General features: G+C 72.7%; 10 protein-coding genes and 1 pseudogene. 3 read left to right on the top strand and 8 right to left on the bottom strand.

Annotated features, from left to right (window positions below):
• Window positions 1-624: 624 nt before the first annotated feature.
• Both ACZ7OY_RS21345 and glpK read left to right on the top strand, forming a co-directional pair.
• Window positions 625-900 (top strand): annotated as a pseudogene (locus ACZ7OY_RS21345) (MIP/aquaporin family protein); the annotation flags it as partial.
• Window positions 901-921: 21 nt separating this feature from the next.
• Window positions 922-2,445 carry a glycerol kinase GlpK gene (gene glpK, locus ACZ7OY_RS21350; protein ID WP_471912823.1) on the top strand — a complete coding sequence of 508 codons (1,524 nt, stop codon included), beginning with the start codon at window positions 922-924 and terminating at the stop codon, window positions 2,443-2,445.
• A gap of 48 nt (window positions 2,446-2,493) precedes the next feature.
• Here glpK and ACZ7OY_RS21355 read toward each other — a convergent pair whose 3' ends face one another.
• From ACZ7OY_RS21355 to ACZ7OY_RS21375, 5 genes are read right to left on the bottom strand one after another with little or no spacing between them, the layout of a single operon-like run.
• Window positions 2,494-3,099, bottom strand: a complete 606-nt coding sequence (locus tag ACZ7OY_RS21355) for a GTP-binding protein (protein ID WP_471912824.1) — start codon at window positions 3,097-3,099, stop codon at window positions 2,494-2,496.
• A complete protein-coding gene (locus ACZ7OY_RS21360; protein ID WP_471912825.1) occupies window positions 3,080-6,715 on the bottom strand; it encodes a hydantoinase B/oxoprolinase family protein in 3,636 nt (1,211 codons plus the stop codon). Before ACZ7OY_RS21360 ends, ACZ7OY_RS21355 begins: the two co-directional genes overlap by 20 nt.
• Window positions 6,716-6,739: 24 nt before the next feature.
• The gene (locus ACZ7OY_RS21365; RefSeq protein WP_351604798.1) at window positions 6,740-7,135 is read right to left on the bottom strand and encodes a DUF742 domain-containing protein; all 396 of its coding nucleotides are present in this window, start codon (window positions 7,133-7,135) and stop codon (window positions 6,740-6,742) included.
• Between the two features lie 9 nt (window positions 7,136-7,144).
• Window positions 7,145-7,579 carry a roadblock/LC7 domain-containing protein gene (locus ACZ7OY_RS21370; protein WP_351604795.1) on the bottom strand — a complete coding sequence of 145 codons (435 nt, stop codon included), beginning with the start codon at window positions 7,577-7,579 and terminating at the stop codon, window positions 7,145-7,147.
• Window positions 7,576-10,503, bottom strand: coding sequence for a nitrate- and nitrite sensing domain-containing protein (locus tag ACZ7OY_RS21375; protein WP_471912826.1), 2,928 nt, complete (start codon window positions 10,501-10,503; stop codon window positions 7,576-7,578). The genes ACZ7OY_RS21370 and ACZ7OY_RS21375 overlap by 4 nt, the downstream gene beginning before the upstream one ends.
• Before the next feature lie 420 nt (window positions 10,504-10,923).
• Here ACZ7OY_RS21375 and ACZ7OY_RS21380 point away from each other — a divergent pair, with 420 nt between their 5' ends.
• Window positions 10,924-11,481 (top strand): hypothetical protein, encoded by a 558-nt coding sequence (locus tag ACZ7OY_RS21380; protein WP_471913128.1) that lies wholly within the window; start codon window positions 10,924-10,926, stop codon window positions 11,479-11,481.
• Window positions 11,482-11,580: 99 nt separating this feature from the next.
• Here the strand turns inward: ACZ7OY_RS21380 and ACZ7OY_RS21385 are convergent, their stop codons facing one another.
• From ACZ7OY_RS21385 to ACZ7OY_RS21395, 3 genes are all read right to left on the bottom strand, one after another.
• Window positions 11,581-16,197: a coiled-coil domain-containing protein gene (locus ACZ7OY_RS21385; protein ID WP_471912827.1), complete on the bottom strand. Its 4,617-nt coding sequence runs from the start codon at window positions 16,195-16,197 to the stop codon at window positions 11,581-11,583.
• Window positions 16,198-16,344: 147 nt separating this feature from the next.
• Window positions 16,345-17,223, bottom strand: coding sequence for a hypothetical protein (locus ACZ7OY_RS21390; protein WP_471912828.1), 879 nt, complete (start codon window positions 17,221-17,223; stop codon window positions 16,345-16,347).
• Window positions 17,224-17,275: 52 nt separating this feature from the next.
• Window positions 17,276-18,802 carry a hypothetical protein gene (locus tag ACZ7OY_RS21395; protein WP_471912829.1) on the bottom strand — a complete coding sequence of 509 codons (1,527 nt, stop codon included), beginning with the start codon at window positions 18,800-18,802 and terminating at the stop codon, window positions 17,276-17,278.
• Window positions 18,803-19,105 lie beyond the last annotated feature (303 nt).

Consider the following 19,105-nt stretch of genomic DNA (forward strand, 5'->3'; position numbering starts at 1 on the left):
GGAGACTGGTCGGAGGCGTGGGGGCCGGTCGGAGACTGGTCGGAGGCGTGGGGGCCGGTCGGAGACTGGTCGGAGGCGTGGGGGCCGGTCGGAGACTGGTCGGAGGCGTGGGGGCCGGTCGGAGACGCGACGGCGCGGAAGGCCGGTCGGAGGCGTGGGAGGCGGCGCATCCGGGCCGACCGGGGCAGTGGCCTTTGGCCTGGGGCGGGACATGCCGGACGGGCCCCCGAGCCCGGCCCGGGGTAGCCTGACTCTGAAGGCCGCTCCGACACTGCCGAGCTCACCGGGCGGCCGCGGTGCGGGCTGCACGCTCCGGCACGCCGGGCCCAACCGTCGCTGTCGGTGCGCTTGACGCTCCTCGGGTGCCGGTGAAAACTTCCCGGTGTCAGTCGGCATCGCCGTACATTCTCGGCGGATTGCGGCACTGCGCCGTGCGGGCCCCCGGGTCGAGGCCCGCTTGTCCGTGGGCGGTTCGGCTGCGAGGGCACGCTCGTCACGGACGCCGGGCGGGGCGCGGGACTCCCCGCCGGGCGGAAGTCGCCAAGGGAACCGCACGCTGCACGGAGCAGCCGGGGCCGACCCACCGGGCCCGGCCTAGGAGCCGCCATGAGCAGTGGAGACACAGTCGTCGGCGAGATCATCGGTGCCGCGTTCCTCGTCCTGTCCGGCACCGGCGCCCGCGCGGCCGTCACCATGCTCGTGGCCGGTATCGGCCTCTCCCTCGGCCTGCCGGCCGGCTACGCCGTCGACCCGGCGCGCGACCTCGGTCGGCCTATCGTGCACACCTTCCTGCCGATCCCGGACAAGGGCACCTCCGACCGGGCGTACGCGCGGGTCCCGGTCGCCGGTCCGCCGGCCGGAGGGGTACGGGCGGGCCTCCTCCACAACGCAGCCTTCTGAACCCGAGCCCAAGGGGTAGCCATGACGGACAACGCCGAGAAGTACGTGGCCGCGATCGACCAGGGCACCACGTCCAGCCGTTGCATCGTCTTCAACCAGGACGGTGCGGTCGTCGCCGTGGACCAGCGCGAGCACCGCCAGATCTTCCCCAAGCCCGGCTGGGTGGAGCACGACGCCACGGAGATCTGGGCCAGGGTGCAGGCGGTGGTCGCCGGGGCGCTCGCGAACGCCGGCCTGCGGGCCGACCATCTCAGTGGGCTCGGTATCTCCAACCAGCGCGAGACGACGGTCCTGTGGGACCGGGCGACGGGCAAGCCGGTGCACAACGCCATCGTGTGGCAGGACACGCGCACCACCGCCCTGTGCAACCAACTGGGCGGCGGGGACGGGCAGGACCGCTTCCGCGACCAGACCGGGCTGCCGCTGGCCAGCTACTTCTCCGGCCCCAAGGCAGCCTGGCTGCTGGACAACGTGCCGGGCCTGAGGGACCGCGCCGAGCGTGGCGAGATCGCCTTCGGCACGATCGACTCCTGGCTGATCTGGAACCTGACCGGTGGGACCGACGGCGGGCAGCACGTCACCGACGTCACCAACGCCAGCCGCACCATGCTGATGAATCTGGAAACCCTGCAATGGGACCCCTCGATCCTGTCCGCGATGAACGTGCCGGAAGCCGTCCTGCCCGAGATCAAGTCGTCCGCCGAGGTGTACGGAACCGCCGTCGGCCAGCTCGCCGGCGTGCCGGTCGCCGCGGCACTGGGCGATCAGCAGGCGGCCCTGTTCGGCCAGGCCTGCTACGACGTGGGAACGGCGAAGAACACGTACGGCACGGGCAGCTTCCTGCTGCTCAACACCGGCGACCGCCCCGTGCCGTCCAAGAACGGGATGCTCACGACGATCGGCTACAAGATCGGCACCGAGACGCCCGTCTACTGTCTGGAGGGCTCCATCGCGATAACGGGTGCGCTGGTGCAGTGGTTCCGCGACCAGCTCGGCATCATCCGGACCTCCGAGGAGATCGAGACCCTGGCGGAGAGCGTCGACGACAACGGTGGCGCGTACATCGTGCCCGCGTTCTCGGGTCTGTTCGCACCGTACTGGCGCTCCGACGCGCGCGGTGTCATCACCGGGCTGACCCGGTACGTCACGAAGGGACATCTCGCGCGCGCGGTGCTGGAGGCGACCAGCTGGCAGACGCGCGAGGTCGTGGACGCCATGTTCCAGGACTCCGGGGTGCAGATCACGACCCTGAAGGTGGACGGCGGCATGACGAAGAACAACCTGCTCATGCAGCACCAGGCGGATGTGCTCGACGTTCCCGTCATCCGGCCCAAGGTCGCCGAGACGACCTGTCTGGGCGCCGCGTACGCGGCCGGGCTGGCCACCGGCGTCTGGCACGACCTCGGCGAACTCAAGGCGCACTGGCAGCAGGACGTCGAGTGGACACCCGGCATGAACCCCTCGGTGCGCGACCGCGAGTACCACAACTGGCGCAAGGCGGTGGAGAAGAGCTTCGGCTGGATGGAGGACGACGGCGACCATTAGGGCCTGTCTGTCCGGCGGAGCGGACCGCGCGGCGCGTCGGCCGTGCGGTCAGGTGGTGACGGCGCGGCGGCGGTCCGCCGCATGGGTCATCGCGTGCTCGACGACGCCGACGAGGATGTCCTTGACCGACTCCCGGTCGCGGGCGTCGCACAGCAGGAGCGGCACGTCGTCGTCGAGGTCGAGGGCCTTGCGGACGGCTTCGGCCGGGTAGCGCGCGGCCCCCTCGAAGCAGTTGACGCCGACGAGGAAGGGTATGGAGCGCCGCTCGAAGTAGTCGATGGCGGCGAAGCAGTCCTCCAAGCGCCGGGTGTCGGCGAGGACGACGGCGCCGAGCGCGCCCTCGGAGAGCTCGTCCCACATGAACCAGAAGCGCTCCTGGCCCGGCGTGCCGAACAGGTACAGGACAAGGTCCTCGCGCAGCGTGATGCGTCCGAAGTCCATGGCGACGGTGGTGGTGTGCTTGCCCTCGACGCCGCTGAGGTCGTCGACCGGGCGCCCGGCCTCGGTGAGCAGTTCCTCGGTACGCAGCGGCTTGATCTCACTGACCGCGCCGACCAGCGTGGTCTTGCCCACGCCGAAGCCGCCGGCCACCAGGATCTTGAGCGTGACGGGCTCGATCAGGTGCTTGCCGCGCTCAGAACGCCCGAGGATCATCGATCTCTTCTCCTGCTGTGTGGGGGTCGGCCGACGGCAGGCCGTAGCCTCCGCCGCCGGGGGTTTCGACGACGAGCACGTCGCCGGGGCGGACGTCCACGGAGTCGCTGCCGCGGAGCCGGACGACGGTGCCGTCCGCACGTTCCACCCGGTTGGCGCCCAGGGCGCCGGGCGCGCCGCCGGCCATGCCGTACGGCGGCACTCTGCGGTGCTGGGACAGGGTGGAGACGGTCATGGGTTCATCGAACCGGATCCGGCGGACGGCTCCGTCCCCGCCGGGCCAGCGTCCGGCGCCACCGCTGCCGGGCCGGACGGCGAACTCCTCCAGCCGGACCGGCAGCCGCCATTCCAGGACCTCGGGATCCGTCAGCCGCGAGTTGGTCATGTGGGTCTGGACGACGCAGGCGCCGGGGAAGCCGTCCCCCGCGCCGGATCCGGAGGCGACCGTCTCGTAGTACTGGTGGCGTTCGTTGCCGAAGGTGACGTTGTTCATGGTGCCGGAGCCCTCCGCCTGCACCCCGAGCGCCGCGTAGAGGGCCCCGGTGATCGCCTGGGACGTCTCCACGTTGCCCGCGACGACGGCGGCCGGCGGCCGCGGGGCGAGCATGGAACCCGGCGACACGACGATGTCGAGCGGGCGCAGACAGCCGTCGTTGAGCGGGATGTCGTCGTCGACCAGGGTGCGGAAGACGTACAGGACGGCCGCGTTGACCACGGAGAACGGTGCGTTGAAGTTCGTGGCGAGCTGGGTCGAGGTGCCGGTGAAGTCGACGGTCGCCCGGCGGTTGTCTCGGTCCACGCGCACGCGTACCCGGATGACGGCGCCCGAGTCGGTCTCATAGGCGCACTCGCCGTCGTCCAGGGCGTCGACGACCCGGCGCACCGCTTCCTCGGCGTTGTCCTGCACGTGCCTCATGTAGGCCTGGACGACGTCGAGGCCGAAGTCCTCGATCATGCGGCCGACTTCCTCCACGCCCCGCTGGTTGGCCGCGATCTGGGCACGGAGGTCGGCGAGGTTGATCCTCGGGTTGCGTGAGGGGTGCGGGGCGTCGGTGAGCAGGCGGAGGGTCTCCGCCTCCCGGAACCGGCCCCCCTCGGCGAGCAGCCAGTTGTCGAAGAGGACGCCCTCCTGCTCGATCGTGCGGCTGTCGGCGGGCATGGAGCCCGGGGCGATGCCGCCGATCTCGGCGTGATGGCCGCGGGAGGCGACGTGGAACAGGATCCGCTCACTCTCCGTGCCGTCGGCCGGGCCGGTGCCGAAGACGGGGGTGATCACGGTGACGTCCGGAAGGTGGGTGCCGCCGTGGTACGGGTCGTTGACGGCGTAGGTGTCGCCGGGCCGCATGGTGTCGCGGCGGCGGCGGACGACCTCCTTGACGCTGGTGCCCATCGAGCCCAGGTGGACGGGGATGTGCGGGGCGTTGGCCACCAGGTTCCCGTCCGGGTCGAACAGGGCGCAGGAGAAGTCGAGACGCTCTTTGATGTTGACGGACTGGGCCGTGGACTCCAGCCGGGCGCCCATCTGTTCGGCGATCGACATGAAGAGGTTGTTGAAGACCTCGAGCAGAACCGGGTCGACTTCCGTGTCGAGATCGGAACTCTGCGTGACCGTCGCGCGTTCCATGACCAGATGCCCGTCGTGGGTCGTCGCGGCCCGCCAGCCGTCGTCGACGACGGTCGTGGCGCCGGCCTCGGCGATGATCGCGGGTCCGGTGACGGTCTCGCCGGGGGGCAGGCCCTCGCGGTGATACAGGGGTACGTCGCGCCAGACGCCGCCGGTGTGGAGGCGGACGGTCTCCGGCGCGCGGGAGCGGCCTTCGTACGGGGCGAGGGCGGACAGATCGGGGGGGTCGGTGAGGCCGGTGGCTTCGACGGAGAGGGCTTCGACGACGATCGGGCGGTCCAGGACGAAGGAGTACGTGGCGCGATGACGTTCTTCGAAGGCGTGTCTCATGGTGTCGGGCTCGGTCAGCTCGACGGTGAGGGTGGTGTCGGTGCCGTCGTAACGCAGCTGGGCACGGCGGGTGACCCGGATGCGGTCCTCGGGGACGTCCTCGGCCCGGAGTTCGGCGCGGCCCGCGGCCTCCAGGTCGGCGGCCGTCTTGTGGATCCCGGGCATGGCGGACGGCTCCAGCGGTGCCTCGACGGACTGCTCGCGCATGGCCGTGGTGTCGGCGAGGCCGATGCCGAGTGCGGACAGGACGCCGGCCATGGGGGGTACGAGGACCGTGCGGATGCCGAGCGAGTCGGCGACCTTGCAGGCGTGCTGGCCGCCCGCGCCGCCGAAGGTGGTGAGGGTGTAGCGGGTGACGTCGTGGCCCTTCTGGACGGAGATCCGCTTCACCGCGTTGGCGATGTTGGCCACGGCGATCCGCAGGTAGCCCTCGGCGACCTGCTCGGGGCTGCGGTCGTCGCCGGTCTGCTCGTGGATCTCGCGTGCGAGGGCGGCGAAGCGGCGGCGGACGAGGACGTCGTCGAGGGGCTGGTCGGCGTCGGGCCCGAACACGCGGGGGAAGTGGGCGGGTTGGATGCGGCCGAGCATGACGTTGGCGTCGGTGACGGCGAGCGGACCGCCGCCGCGGTAGCAGGCCGGGCCGGGGTCGGCGCCCGCCGAGTCAGGACCCACGCGGTAGCGCGAGCCGTCGAAGTGGAGGATCGAGCCGCCCCCGGCCGCGACCGTGTCGATGTCCAGCATCGGCGCGCGCAGCCGCACCCCGGCGAGCTGTGTGGTGAAGACGCGTTCGTACTCCCCCGCGAAGTGCGAGACGTCGGTGGAGGTGCCGCCCATGTCGAAGCCGATGACGCGGTCGAAGCCGGCGAGCTGCGACATGCGGGCCATGCCGACGATGCCGCCGGCGGGGCCGGAGAGGATGGCGTCCTTGCCGCGGAACTGGTGTGCCTCGGCGAGTCCTCCGTTGGACTGCATGAACATCAGCCGCACGCCTTCGAGTTCGCCGGCGACGTGCTCGACGTAGCGGCGCAGCACCGGCGAGAGGTAGGCGTCGACGACGGTGGTGTCGCCGCGCGGGACCAGCTTCATCAGCGGGCTGACCTCGCTGGACAGCGAGATCTGCGGGAAGCCGATGCGGGCGGCCACCGCGCGGACGGCGTGTTCGTGTCCGGGGTGGAGGTGGCTGTGCATGCAGACCACGGCGACGGCGCGGATGCCGTCGTCGTAGGCCTCCTGGAGGGGACCCGCGAGAGCGTCCGGGTCGGGGGCGCGCAGGACGGTGCCGTCGGCGGCGATGCGCTCGTCGACCTCGACGACCCGCTCGTACAGCAGCTCGGGCAGTTCGATGCGGCGGGCGAAGATGCTGGGCCGGTTCTGGTAGGCGATGCGCAGGGCGTCGCGGAAGCCGCGGGTGATGACGAGCAGAGTGCGTTCGCCCTTGCGTTCCAGGAGGGCGTTGGTGGCGACCGTCGTCCCCATCCGGACGGCGGCCACGGGGTCCCGGGAGTCGTCGAGGAGCGCGCGCACTCCCGCGACCGCCGCGTCGGCGTAGCGCGAGGGACTGTCCGACAGCAGCTTGTGCGTCAGCAGCCGGCCGTCGGGGCGCCGCGCGACGATGTCGGTGAAGGTACCGCCCCGGTCCACCCAGAACTGCCAGCCTGTCACGTATTCACCTCGCTTCCGCGCTGCTCACAGCGCCCGGAGGCCGTCGATCACGTCGCGCAGAATACTCTCGTCCGGCAGTTCGGCAGGCGGTACGGGCCGGTTCACATGGACGAATTCCCCGGTCACGAGGTCACCGACGAGGACCCGGACCACTCCGATGGGCAGATCGAGCTCGGCGGCGAGTTCGACGACCGACTGCGGGGTGTCGCGGCACAGCTCGACGATGTCCACGTGTTCCGGGGAGAGGCTGTGGTCGCCTTCGGGGTCGTCTCCGTGGGGTTCGGTGACGACCACCGCGATCAGGTCGAGGCGGTGCTGAGCCGCACCCGTGGTGCGGCCGCGCGTCATGGCGTACGGACGGACGACCGGTCCGGCGTCGTCGTCGAACCAGTGGCTTCTGCGCTGACCGTCTGTGCTCATGCCATCTCACTACCCGCCCGAGGGCAGGTCGGTACGCGGGGAGGCACCCAGATGTGCGCCGACTCTCTTGACCAGGAGTGTCATCTCGTAGGCGACCTGGCCCACGTCCGAGTCGGCGTCCGCGAGCACGGCGAGGCAGCTGCCGTCGCCGGCGGCCGTCACGAACAGGAAGGCCTCCTCGAGCTCGACGACCGTCTGACGGACGTTGCCCGCGTCGAAGTGCCGCCCCACGCCCTTGGCGAGGCTGTGGAATCCGGACGCGACGGCGGCGAGGTGCTCGCTGTCCTCCCGGGTCAGGTCCTTGGAGACCCCGATGGCGAGACCGTCTCCGGAGAGCACGACGGCCTTGCGAATGCTCGCGACGCGGTCCACCAGTTCGTCGAGGAGCCAGTTCAGCTCGCCCTTGCCGTTCGTGGTGTGGTCGGTTGCCTTCGGTGCGGTCATCGACCGTCCCCCTCTGTCGTTCCTTGTGATGCCGTGTCGCTGTGGGAGTCTTCGCTCTCGGCGTTCTCCTGGCGGCCGCGTTGCCAGCCGCGTTGGAGTGAGGCCATGCGGCTGCGTACCTCGTCGGCGTCGCGTTCCGCGAGCTCCGTGCTGTCCTGCGCGCGTCGCGCGGGATCCTGTTTCAGTTGCGGTGCCAGGTTGGCCTGCCGCACCCGGCGGGGCAGTGGGCCGGTGCCGGGGGCTGTCTCGTGATCCGGGGTGCGCAGGGGGCGTTCGGTGGCGTCCGGTCCGCTCGGCGGGTCCGTGCGGCGCCGGGTGCGGGTGGGAAGTGCCGGGGCGACCGGCGTCTCGTCCGGCCCGGTGGCCCGGGGGCTGGTGGTATCGGGGAGTCCGTCGCCGTGGCCGGCGGCGCCTCGGGTCCGGCTCAGGGGCGCGGTGACCCCGCGGCGACGGGTCGGCAGGGGTGCCGGGCCGTCGGTGGCCGGGTTGTCCGTGCCCAGGCCGCGCGGGCCCGGCACCGCGGACGGTTCCTCGTCCGGCTCGCGGCGCCGGGAGCGCTGCTCGGTCACGGGGCGGCCGTGGGAGCTGACCAGCTTGGGGGAGCTGCGGCGGGGCAACGGCAGCGGGGTGCTCGGATGCTCGCCGGGGTCGATGCGGTCCGCCGGGCGCTGGGGGTCGGTGTATCTGCGGTTGCGCTCGCCGCCGGGGCCGCTCGGCCCGGCCGCCGCGCTCGCTCCCTCGGCCCTGCTCGTCCCGTCCGGGGCGGGGACGATCGAGCGGCGCGGGCGGAACAGCCCGCCGGCTTCGTCCTCCTCGCCGTCCTCGCTGTCGAGCACGCCCGGGAAGCCGTCGAGGCCTTCGAGGCCGAGGGGGCCTTCCAGTTCGACGGGCCCGTCCAGGAGCGAGGCGGGCAGACCGGGCAGTGGCACGGGCGTCGGGGAGAGTGTGGTGCGCCGGCTCTCGGCGGGAGATCCCTCGGGCGAGGGCCGGGGCCGGTCGAGGCGGAATCCGATGCCGTTGGTGTCCGGGACGTCGTCCGTCAGCAGGACGTCCGGGATGAAGACGACGGCGGTGGTGCCGCCGTAGGGGGACGGCTGGAGGGAGACCCGGACGTTCTGCCGCTGGGCGAGCCGGCTCACCACGAACAGACCCAGCCGGTCGGTGTCGGACAGCTCGAACTCGGGGGTCTCGGCGAGCCGGAGGTTGGCGTCCAGCAGTGCCTCCGCGGTCATGCCGAGGCCACGGTCGTGGATCTCCAGGGTGAAACCGTTGGCGACCCGTTCGCCCAGCACCTGGACGGCGGTGTGCGGCGGCGAGAACACCGTGGCGTTCTCGAGGAGTTCGGCGACGAGATGGGTGAGGTCGGCGACCGCCGGGCCGGTGATGGCCGTGCGGGGCAGTCGGCGCACCTCGATGCGTTCGTAGTCCTCGACCTCGGCGACGGCGGCGCGCACGATGTCCATGAGCTGGATGGGTTTGCGCCACTGCCGCGAGGGGGCCGCGCCGGAGAGGATCACCAGGCCCTCGGCGTGCCGCCGCATACGGGTCGTGAGGTGGTCGAGGCGGAAGAGGTCGGCGAGTTCCTCGGTGTCGTCGGTCCGGCGTTCCATGGTGTCGAGCAGGGTGAGCTGCTTGTGGAGCAGGACCTGGCTGCGGCGGGCGAGGTTGACGAACACCTCGGAGACTCCGGCGCGCAGCTGGGACTGTTTGACGGCGGCTTCGACGGCGGCCCGTTGCAGGGTGTTGAGCGCCTGGCCGACCTCGCCGATCTCGTTCCTGTCGTACTCCAGACGCGGCATCTCGGTCTCCACGTCGACCTGCTCGCCCGCGGACAGCCGGCGCATCACGCTGGGCAGCCGCACACCGGACGCCTCGTGGGCCTCCAGGCGCAGTTGGCGCAGGTCGCGGATGAGGCTGCGTCCGATGCGCACGGACAGGAAGAGCGAGAGCAGCAGGGCGATCAGGCCGAGCACGCCGACGACGGCCGACTGGACGATGACGCCCATCGCGATGGGGCGGACCCGGTCCTGGAAGCGGTCGTTCGCCTGGTCGTCGAGGTGGGCGAGTTCGTCGAGCACGTTGCCTGCCGCGACGTCCCAGTTCTCGGCGGTCACGCCACGGGGCATGTCGTCCGGCCGGGAGGCCAGGACGGACTGTTCGGCCGTGCGCAGCGGGGCGGTGGTGGCGTTCTTCCAGAAGCGCTCGTAGCGGTCGCGTTCGGCGGTCGGCAGCTGCGGGAGGCTGATGTCGTACACCGCGGCCCGCTGTGCCTCGATGTTCGAGAGGTGGTGGACCTCTTCGCGCGTGACCCGGCCCACGACCAGGGCGGAGCCCAGCAGGGCGTCCTCCTGGGAGAGCAGTTCGCGGGCTCGCGCGACGTTGACGAGGGCCCGGTACTGCTTGTCCATGTCCACGCTGTCGACCACGTCGATGGTGGCCAGCAGGGCGTAGCAGGGGTCGATCAGACGGTTGTAGAGGTCGAGTGCCTGGGCGCGGGAGACGGTGCCGTCCTCGACGCTGCGGCGCAGCGAGCCGATGCCGTCGAAGGCGTCCAGGACGGCGGTGAGGGCCTCGGTGTCGTCCTGGTCCAGGACATCACGGACGGCGGCGCTGTCGGAGTTGCCGCGGATCCTGGCGATGACCTCGTTCGTCGCCCGACGGGTGCGGCGGAGCGCGGCGAGGGCGTCGGCGGCGCGCGGGTCGGCGAGGTAGACCAGGGTCTGGCGGCGTTCCTGCTGGATGGCGCGAGCCGTGTCCTCGACGGGGTAGCCGATCCTGTCCGCCACCGACGACACGTTGAACAGCCGGTTCACCTCGCGGCCCATGAGTACCGTGGCGAAGCCCCAGACGGCGGTCAGGGACACCAGCGGCACGAGCAGCAGCGCCACGATCTTCCGGCGGATCGACTTCCCGCGAAAGCGCATGGCCTCCCCCAGCTCGACCCCCACAGGGAAGGGGGGTACACCTGTGCGTCAATAAACGGCGCGAGCCTACTACTGACGCACGAGTAACTCGAAGAGGCATCCGGAAGCCGAAATTCCGAACCAGCGTCAAGACATGGCGAGTTGTCATGTCATTGCGGGAGATTGCCTCCCCGAAACCGGCAGCGACCGACGAGGCCGATCCCGCGTTCCCGTACGGGTAGTTGGCCAGAATTTTTCGTTCATTGGGAATCTTCGGGAGACTTCGTTCGTCTTTTTCTACGGGAGTCGGGGGCGGAATCGGCCACAGGAGCCGCATCTCGCACCCGGGCGGCGTAAAACAGCGCAAGCCGGGCAGCCACTGGGGAGTCGGGGTCTTCGGACCGGGCGAGGGGTCTGCTGGCGGTGGGGAGTGACACGGTGATGGGCACGGCGGAGCGGCATGACGCGCCGGAGTACGGCGCGGTGGCGCACAGGACGGTGCCTCGGCGGCGCGAGGCACCGGATCACGACATTCCGGCGGATGGACACGGACCGGCACCGCAGACGGCCCGGGACGCTGTGCGCGAGACGGTCCAGGACCGGCCGCAGCACCGGCCGTTGTGGGTCGAGGAACCCGCCCGCCGGCGCCGGATGCCGGACCCGGTGCGCAACGCGGCCGTTCGCGCGGTGCTGTTCATCGCGGTGACGCTGATCCTGGCGATGACGGCTGTCCTGTGCACCCTGGCGGGCTCGTGGCTGGCGTTCCCGATGGTGATCGGCAGCGTGGCCGGCACCGTGGTGGCCACCTGGGGCGCACTCGACGTCTGGATCACGCGCCAGGTCTGGAACCAGCGCAACGGCGTGGTGTCGGTCCCCAGCAGCACCGCCCGGGCGCTGCGCCGCGAGCGCCGCCGGGCCCGGCGGCAGGCACGGGCCGACGAGCGGGCGAAGAAGCGCATAGCCAGGGCCGACGGTACCGGACAGCTGTCGCACTCCTGACCGGTTCCGCCCCGGCCCCGCTCGTGGGGAGAACCACTCGACTCCCCCCACGAGCCACCGCGCGGGCCGCGGCTGTGCCACGGCCCGTCCGGGCCACGGCTACGCGGGCCGCTTGAACATCCGGGTCGCCGTGATCTCGCTGTGGACCGACTCGCTTTCTCCGGCGGGGGCCTGCTGGGGCAGACCCGGCCGCAGGTGCTCCTCCACGCTGATGTACTTCAGGCCGGCGCGCAGGTCGGCGTCGTTGCGCAGCCGGATGACCAGCGGGAACTCCGCCAGCGCCGTGGTGTCGAACAGGCCGGTGGTGTAGAGGAGCTGGACACCGAGCGCGTCGGACACCGCCCGCTGGAGCTCCAGCAGATAGGTGGCGTTGGCGCGGCCGATGGGGTTGTCGAGGAACAGGGTGCCGGCGTGCCGGTGCTTGTCCCGGCCCCGGTCGTTGGAGCGCAGGGCGGCCATCGTGCAGTACAGGGCGATGGCCGCGGTGAGCAGCTGGCCGCCGGAGAACACGTCGCCCATCTGGCCGACGGGCACACGCTCGGCGCGCAGGACGGCATCGGGCTTGAGGATCTCGACCGCGATGCCCCTGGGCTGGAGGGCGGCACCGACTCCCCGCAGCAGCAGGGACATCCCGTCACGCCGGAGATCGGAGTTCTTCTTCACCGCGGCCCGGGTCGCCTCGTCGACGACCTCACCGAGGCGTTCGGTCAGCGTGGCCTGGTCGGGTTCCTCGAACCGGATGCGCAGGAACTCCTGTCCGGACCACTCGCCGAGCCCCTCGGGCAGCCGGGACAGACGCTGGGCAGAGCGCAGGGTGGCGAGGGACGACTCCACCAGTCCCCGCAGCCGGTCCACGATCGAGTCCCGGTTCCGCTCCAGCTGCGCCAGTTCGTCGGTGAGGACGCGCAGCCGGGGCGCGAAGGCGTCGGCCCACTTCTGGGCGTGCTCGGGCAGCGCCGCGGCGGGCAGTTCGCGGATCTGCTGGCGGGCCGGGGTGCGGACCTGCTCGTAGCGGGTGGAGTTGGCGTGCCGGACCAGGATGTCGCCGGCTTCGCGCACGGACGCCTCCGCGGTGGACAGGTCGGCGGCGCAACCGCGCAGCGAACGGCGGGACTCGGCGGCCGACTGCCGGGCCTCCTCCAGAGTGCCGGGGTAGGGCTCCACCTCCTCCTGCTCCTCCTCGGACGCGTGCTCGCGCAGCAGGTCGCGGAGCATCGCGGCGGTCTCCTCGAAACCGCCGACGGCGTCCTCGGCGGCCCGGTGCGCATCCAGCAGCTCGGAGTGCGCCCCGCGAGCCTCGACCAACGCCTCGGTACGGGCGGCCAGTTCGGTGCCGGCGGTGCGCCGCAGCGCCTGCGCGTGGTCGGCGTCGCGCGGCTGGAGCTCCTCGGACAGCTCGGTGTGTGCCTCGCCGTCCTCCGGTGCGTGCCGCTCGGCCTCGCCGCGCAGCCGCCCGAGCTGCTCGCTGGCGTGCGACATCCGGGTCTCCAGAAGCTGCACCAGTTCCTCGGCCCGTGCGGCCGCGGCCTGCCGGGACGGTCCGTCGGAGCCGTCCGGCGACTGGAGCAGCTGCTCGGCGCGGGTACGGACCTTGTTGCTCAGCCGGTCCAGTTCGGTCCGTGCCGCGCTCTCGTCGCTCTCCGCGCGGGCCTGCTCGGCACGCAGATCGGCGCCGACGCCGACCTTCTCGTAGACCTGGGAGGCGGCCCGGTAGGCCTCACGCAGGGCGGGCAGGGACGCCTGGGACGCGTGCGGGTCGTCCTGCGGCACGTCGTCGGGGGCGCCGGCGATCTCGGCCCGCTCGGCGCGCAGCGCGCGGGCCGTGCGACGGCTGTCGTCGGCGGCGCGCTGGGCGGCGCGGCGGTCCTCGTCGGCGGCCCGGGCCCGCTCCAGGCAGGTCTGGGCGCGGGCTTCCGACTCGGTGGCGTCGTCGGCCAGTTCACGCAGTTTCACCTGCCAGCCGGCGCGCTCGCGCAGCCGGAAGGCGAGCCCGGCGAGGGCGTCCGCGGCCCGCCGGGCGCGCTGGGCGCTCTCCTGTCGTTCGTCGCGCACCCGTGCGGCCTCGGCGGCGGTCTCCTCGGCCTCGGCCCGCACGGTCCGCGCCTCGGCCAGCTCGGCCTCGGCCTCCTCGGCGAACGCGCGTGCCTCCTGGGCGAGCTGGTCCAGCTGCGCGAGCCGGCCGGCCGGGCAGCCCGTGCGCCACGAGGCGAGCCTGGCGGCCAGTTCGCGGTCCTTGCCGAGGCGGGCGGCAAGGCCGCGGATCTCCTCGTCGCGCTCCGCGGCCCGCGCCCGCAGGGCCTGCCGCTCCTCGTCGGCGGCGTGCTCGTCGTGCATGGCCGGGTTCGGCGGTACGAGGAAGACACCGCTGTCCTGCGACTCCGCGGCCGGGGTGGGCGCGAGGAGGGCGGCCGCGGTGCCGACCGCCACGGTCGACCGGGGCAGCAGCGCCGCGTTGCCGAGGGCTTCCCGGGCCCGTGCGTGCGAGTCCGGATCGGTGATGATCACACCGTCGACGAGTTCGGGGCGGGCGGCCAGCACACGCGCGTGGTCGGCGGGGTCGACGGCCTGGGCGAGATAACGCCAGCCGGGCAGCGCGGGAATGCCGTGTTCGCCGAGGAACTCCACGGTGGCCAGTACGTCCGGGCCGGGCGGCAGCAGTCCCCCGTCGCCGAGCGCGCCGAGGATGCGCGCGTCGTCGGCGGCCGCGGTGCGCAGCTCGAAGAGCTGCCGTTCCGCGGCGGAGACGGCTTCGGCGAGGAGTTCGCGCAGTTCGTCGGCGAAGCGGTCCAGCTCCGTGGGCGCAAGGGCGCCGTCCGGGGCGTCCTGGCCGATGTCCTGCCGGGTCCGCGGGCCGCCCGTCTGCGCGTCACCGTGGGTCAGTCCCAACAGGTCGGCCAGCCGCTCCTCGGCGGCAAGTGCCTCGGCGAGGCGCAGTTCGGCCTCGCGGGAGCGCTCGGCCGCCGTCGCGGCGTCCGCCGCGCGGGCCGCGGTCAGTTCGGCGCGGGACTCCGCGGACGCCGCCTCCCGGGCGTGCTCGCTCGCCCGGCGGGACGCCTCGCGTGCGGTGTCCCAGGCCGCGACGGCCGTCTGTTCGGCGTCGCTCGCGGCGAGGGCCGCGCGCGCGGGGTCGGCGTCGGGCGCGCTGTCGTCGAGCCAGCCCGCGCGCACCGCCTCGGCGGTCTCCTGTTCCACCTCGGCCAGGCGCTGGCGCAGGTGTCCGATCTCGCTGCGGGCGCGCTGGGACTCGGTCGCGGCGGACGTGGAGTCCCGGTGGGCCGAGTCGCCGGCCTCCTGGAGCGCCGCGGACCGCTCCTCCTCCTCGTTGGCGAGGGTCTCGGCGTTCTCCGCGGCCAGGTGCAGGGCTCGTACGAGATCGACGGCGGCCTTGGTCCGGGCGGCGAGCGCGGGTGCGGCATCGCGCTCGGCCTCCTGGATCGCGGCGGACACCCGGGTGACCCGGTCGGTGGCGGCCCGGTGGCGCAGTACGGCCTCGGCGGCCTGCCAGGCGGCGTGCAGGGTGCGCGCCTCGGCGAGCTCGCGCTTCTGTGCGGCGGCCGACTTCTCGGCCGCGGCCAGGGCCAGCGAGGCGTGCCGGTAGGCGAGTTCGGCGGCGACGAGGGCGCTGCGCTCACGCGCTCCCTCGGCGTGGGTGACGGCGTAGGCGGCGGCCGTGACCCGCTGGGCGAGGTCGGTGGCACGCGTGCGTTCGCGCACCGCGCGGGTGGACAGCCGACGCGCCAGCGTACGGGTACGGCGCTCGGCCGCCGTGTGGATGTCACGCGCGCGTGCGCGTGCCTCGGTGGCCTCCACGATCCGGCCGAGCAGGTCCACCGACCCGGCGGTGAAGTCGCGTTCGGCGATCAGTTCGGCGCGTCGCCCCAGCTTGTTGCCGAAGCCGCTGACGAGGTCGGCGAGTCCGTCGGTGTCGCGGGTGTCGGTGACGGCCCGCAGCAGCAGGTCGGTGAAGTCGGAGTCCTTCTTGACCGCGAACAGGCCGGCGGCCTCGCCCTCGTCGGCGTTCATCTCGCGCTGGTAGCGGAAGAGTTCGGGGTCGAGGCCCAGGTCGCCGAGGTGTTCGATCCAGCGGTCGTGGATCTCCTCCCAGTGCACCTCCAGGTGCGGGTAGGCCTTGCCCGCGTCGGTGATGGCGTCCCGGAAGCCCTTCATGGTGCGGCGCCGGCCCTGCGCGCCGGACTGGCCCTCGACGGGCGGCCGTACCGCGGTGGCCTCGGCGACCGGCAGGTTGTCCAGGCTCAGCCCGGGACCGGGCCGGAAGGAGTACCAGGCCTCGGCGAACTTCCGCGGGTCGTTGGAGACCTGGCGGCCGCGCCATTCGCTGACCTTGCCGACGACGACGCACTCGCCGGTCAGCACGTGCTGCCACTCCAGTGCCACGTGCCCGCAGTCGTCGGCGAGCAGGAACTTGCGCAGCACGCCGGAGCTGGCGCCGCCGAGCGTGTTGCGGTGGCCGGGCAGCATCACGGAGAAGATCAGCTTGAGCAGGACCGACTTGCCGCCGCCGTTCTCCAGGAAGAGCACGCCGGCGGGCGCGGGCCGGCGCGGCGGGCCGACGGGCTCCTCCTCGAAGAACTCCGCCTGGGTGGGTGCGGGGTCGGGCACGACGTCGCCCACACCTCGCAGGTCAAGCACGGTGTCGGCGTAACGCGCACCGGCGGGCCCGATGGAGTAGAGACGGACCCGGGACAGCTCGTACATGGCGGACTCTCGTAAGTCTTCGGCAGATCGGTCGGCAGAGCGGGGGCGGAAGCCTGCGGCGGTCCAGCGGCTTCCGGCGCGCTTCGGGCCCTTCGAGGACTCGGGCCCTCCGGGGACTTCCGGCGCGCTGTGGGCGCTGTGGGCGCCTCAGGAGTGGAACGGCAGGCCCGCGTCGGCGACCAGTTGCAGGTCGTCCGTGTCCTCGGCGGGCAGCAGGGTCGGCGTGCCGTCGGTGACCGGGACGACGCCCAGTTCGATGAGCTCGGCCAGGGCCGCGCCACCCGCCATGTCCCGCACCTGGAGCTGGTAGCGGGCCGTGGTGCGGTAGGTGCCGCCGCCGTCGTCGCCGGTGCGCTGGAGGAAGCCGGAGTCGGTGAGGAAGGCGACCGCCTTGCCGACGATGCCGGTCGTGGAGCCGGCGAGGCGGCGCGCGTCCTTGGTGGCGCCGGTCGCGCTGCGTCTGGCCCAGATCCGCCAGGCGGCCTCCAGACCGGGGGCGTCGGTCGCGGGGTCGCTGTTGTGGCCCTGTTCGTCCGCGCGCTCCTCCAGCCTGCGGCAGGCCTGGCGGACGAACGCGTCGACGCCGTTGACGCTCACCCGGCCGATGTACCCGTCGTCGGCGAGGTCCTCCGGCCGCGGGAACGCCAGCGCGGCGACCGCGAGGTGGGCCAGGCCGTGCAGGAAGCGGTCCCCGGAATCCGCGGACGTGCGGCGCGCGTAGTCGCCCATGCGGACGGCGAACACCGAGTCCTCGGCCGCGGTCACGGCCATCCCCGCCCGTGGCGAGACCTCCAGCACCACGAGCCCGAGGCCGGCCGCCACGGCGTCGGCGAGCCGTGCGAACGGCGGGTCCTCCCGGTAGCGGCGCAGCAGATCGGCGTACTCCTGGTCGCGCGCGGGCTGCACCTTGGGCTGGAGCCCGAAAGCGACGAGGCGCGCCGCGTCGGCGGCGTCGGCGGGGGTGACGGCGGCGGTCGCCGGAACGGGACCGGCGTCCGGCTCACTCCACTCGACGTACTCGCTCACGGTCGGGACTCCTTGTTGCGTCGGCGGTCGTTCGTTCGGTTCTCGGGCCGGCTCATGCCGCCTCCGTCCGGTCCGCCGCCATCCCGGCGGCGTCCAGGAGCGCGGTGCCGACGATCAGGTCGGCGCCGCCGAACTCCGGGTCGTCCAGCTCGGTCCCGTCGTCCACGGCGAACAGCAGCTTCTCCTCGCCCTGGCGGTAGGCCGTGCCCACCGCCGGGCTGGCCGCGTGGACGGCCAGCAGCGCCACCAGATAGGGCAGTTCGGCGTCGCGTCGCCGGGCGTCGGCGAGCAGCCCCGACAGCCGTCGCGGGGCGTCCGCCGGCAGGTCGAGCAGTTTCATCGCCGCCGCCAGCTGCTCCTCGCTGAACCGGCTGTCGTCCGGCGTGGCGATGAGGTCGGGCTCGGGCATCTCCGCGCCGAGGTGCTCACGCTCCACCGGGGGCGTCAGCAGGATGTCGACGAGATCCGCGACCCGCACCGACACGGGCGTGCGCAGACCCGTCCCGCGGGCGAAGAACGCGTCGGTGACCCGGACCGCCTGCTCGACCGGCAGCGGCAGCGCCGGGGCGACGAGATGTCCGTACAGGTCGATCCCGGACGTCGTCATCGGGGTGGCGAAGGCCTGCCGGTCCTGCTCCGCGCGGAACAGCGGCCCGGCCTCCAGCAGGCGCGACTGCAACTGCGTGTGGCGGCGGATGCAGTCCTTCACGATGTCGACGAGCTCGGCGGCGCGCCGCTTCTGCTCGGGGTCCTCGGACTCGTCGCGGGCCTTGCGGATGTTGGTGAGGATCGCGTTCTCGTGGCGGTAGCGGTCGGCCACGTGGTCGAGGGCTTCGGCGATCATGTCGGGCACGGAGTTGAGCCAGTCCACGGCCCGTACGTTGCGCCGGGTCGCGTCCAGCGCCCGGCGCAGGGTCTCCGAGTACTGCACGGTGCGGTAGCGGGCCTGCTCGGCGGCGAGCTGGGCGTCGGCGAGCCGGCCGCGGCTGATGAGCACCTCCAGCTTGACCTCGGCGGCGATCTGGGCGCTGGTGACATCGGTGTCGAGGGCGCCCACCAGGACGTTGACGGCCTCGTCCGTCGTGCGCAGGTAGACGCTGCCGCCGGGGCCGGGGACCTCCTCGATCAGCTTGAAGTCGTAGTCGCGGCGCACATAGCTGCCGTCGGTGGTGAACGTGCCGTATATGGCCCGGAAGCCGCGGTCGACGCTGCCGACGTTGATCAGGTTCTCCAGGACCCAGCGGGCCACCCGCTCGTGCTCGGCGGCGGAGCGCTGCGGGGCCTGGGCGGTGATGCGCGGGACGAGCCTGGTCACTATCTGGTCGTGGTCGGCGCCCGTGTCGAAGTCCATGTTCAGTGTGACGAGGTCGATCGCGGCGAGGGCGATCTCCGCCATGCCGTACACCGAGTACGCGCCCGCGAGGTTGGCCTTGCGGGCGTCGAGGTCGTGGATCGGCGCCGTGCAGGCGAGCGCGCGCAGCCGCCGCGCCAGCCCCTCGTCGGCGGCCGGACCCGGTGCGAGTCGCGGCGCCGCGCTGAGCTGGGGCGGAACGCTGTCCGGCGATGCAGGCGAAGTCACGGTGCACAGACTAGGTCCTCCATCTGACAACGACCCAAACGACGCAGATGGGGCCCGGCGTCACGCTTGTCACACCGCCCCTGCGCCGGCCCCCTGCACCACCGGCCCCGGGGCGGCTGCGTCCGCGCCGGCCCCGGGTCCGGTCCGCCCGCACGGCCCCGACGGCGGCCCGACGGGAGTCCCCCACGCCCGCCCCGTGGTGGTCTCCCTCACACGAGCCCCGCCGTGGCCCCTCTCACACGAGCCCCACGGCGGCCCCCCTCGCCCCGGCCGCCGGACGCCGGACCGACAGGCCCGGTGGCG

The organism is Streptomyces sp. NPDC107559, assembly GCF_055657365.1.

Coding starts and splice junctions, on each gene's coding strand:
- ACZ7OY_RS21370 (WP_351604795.1), bottom strand. CDS start 7,579: ATGACCGCACCGAAGGCAACCGACCACACCACGAACGGCAAGGGCGAG.
- ACZ7OY_RS21380 (WP_471913128.1), top strand. CDS start 10,924: ATGGGCACGGCGGAGCGGCATGACGCGCCGGAGTACGGCGCGGTGGCG.
- ACZ7OY_RS21355 (WP_471912824.1), bottom strand. CDS start 3,099: ATGATCCTCGGGCGTTCTGAGCGCGGCAAGCACCTGATCGAGCCCGTC.
- glpK (WP_471912823.1), top strand. CDS start 922: ATGACGGACAACGCCGAGAAGTACGTGGCCGCGATCGACCAGGGCACC.
- ACZ7OY_RS21375 (WP_471912826.1), bottom strand. CDS start 10,503: ATGCGCTTTCGCGGGAAGTCGATCCGCCGGAAGATCGTGGCGCTGCTG.
- ACZ7OY_RS21385 (WP_471912827.1), bottom strand. CDS start 16,197: ATGTACGAGCTGTCCCGGGTCCGTCTCTACTCCATCGGGCCCGCCGGT.
- ACZ7OY_RS21365 (WP_351604798.1), bottom strand. CDS start 7,135: ATGAGCACAGACGGTCAGCGCAGAAGCCACTGGTTCGACGACGACGCC.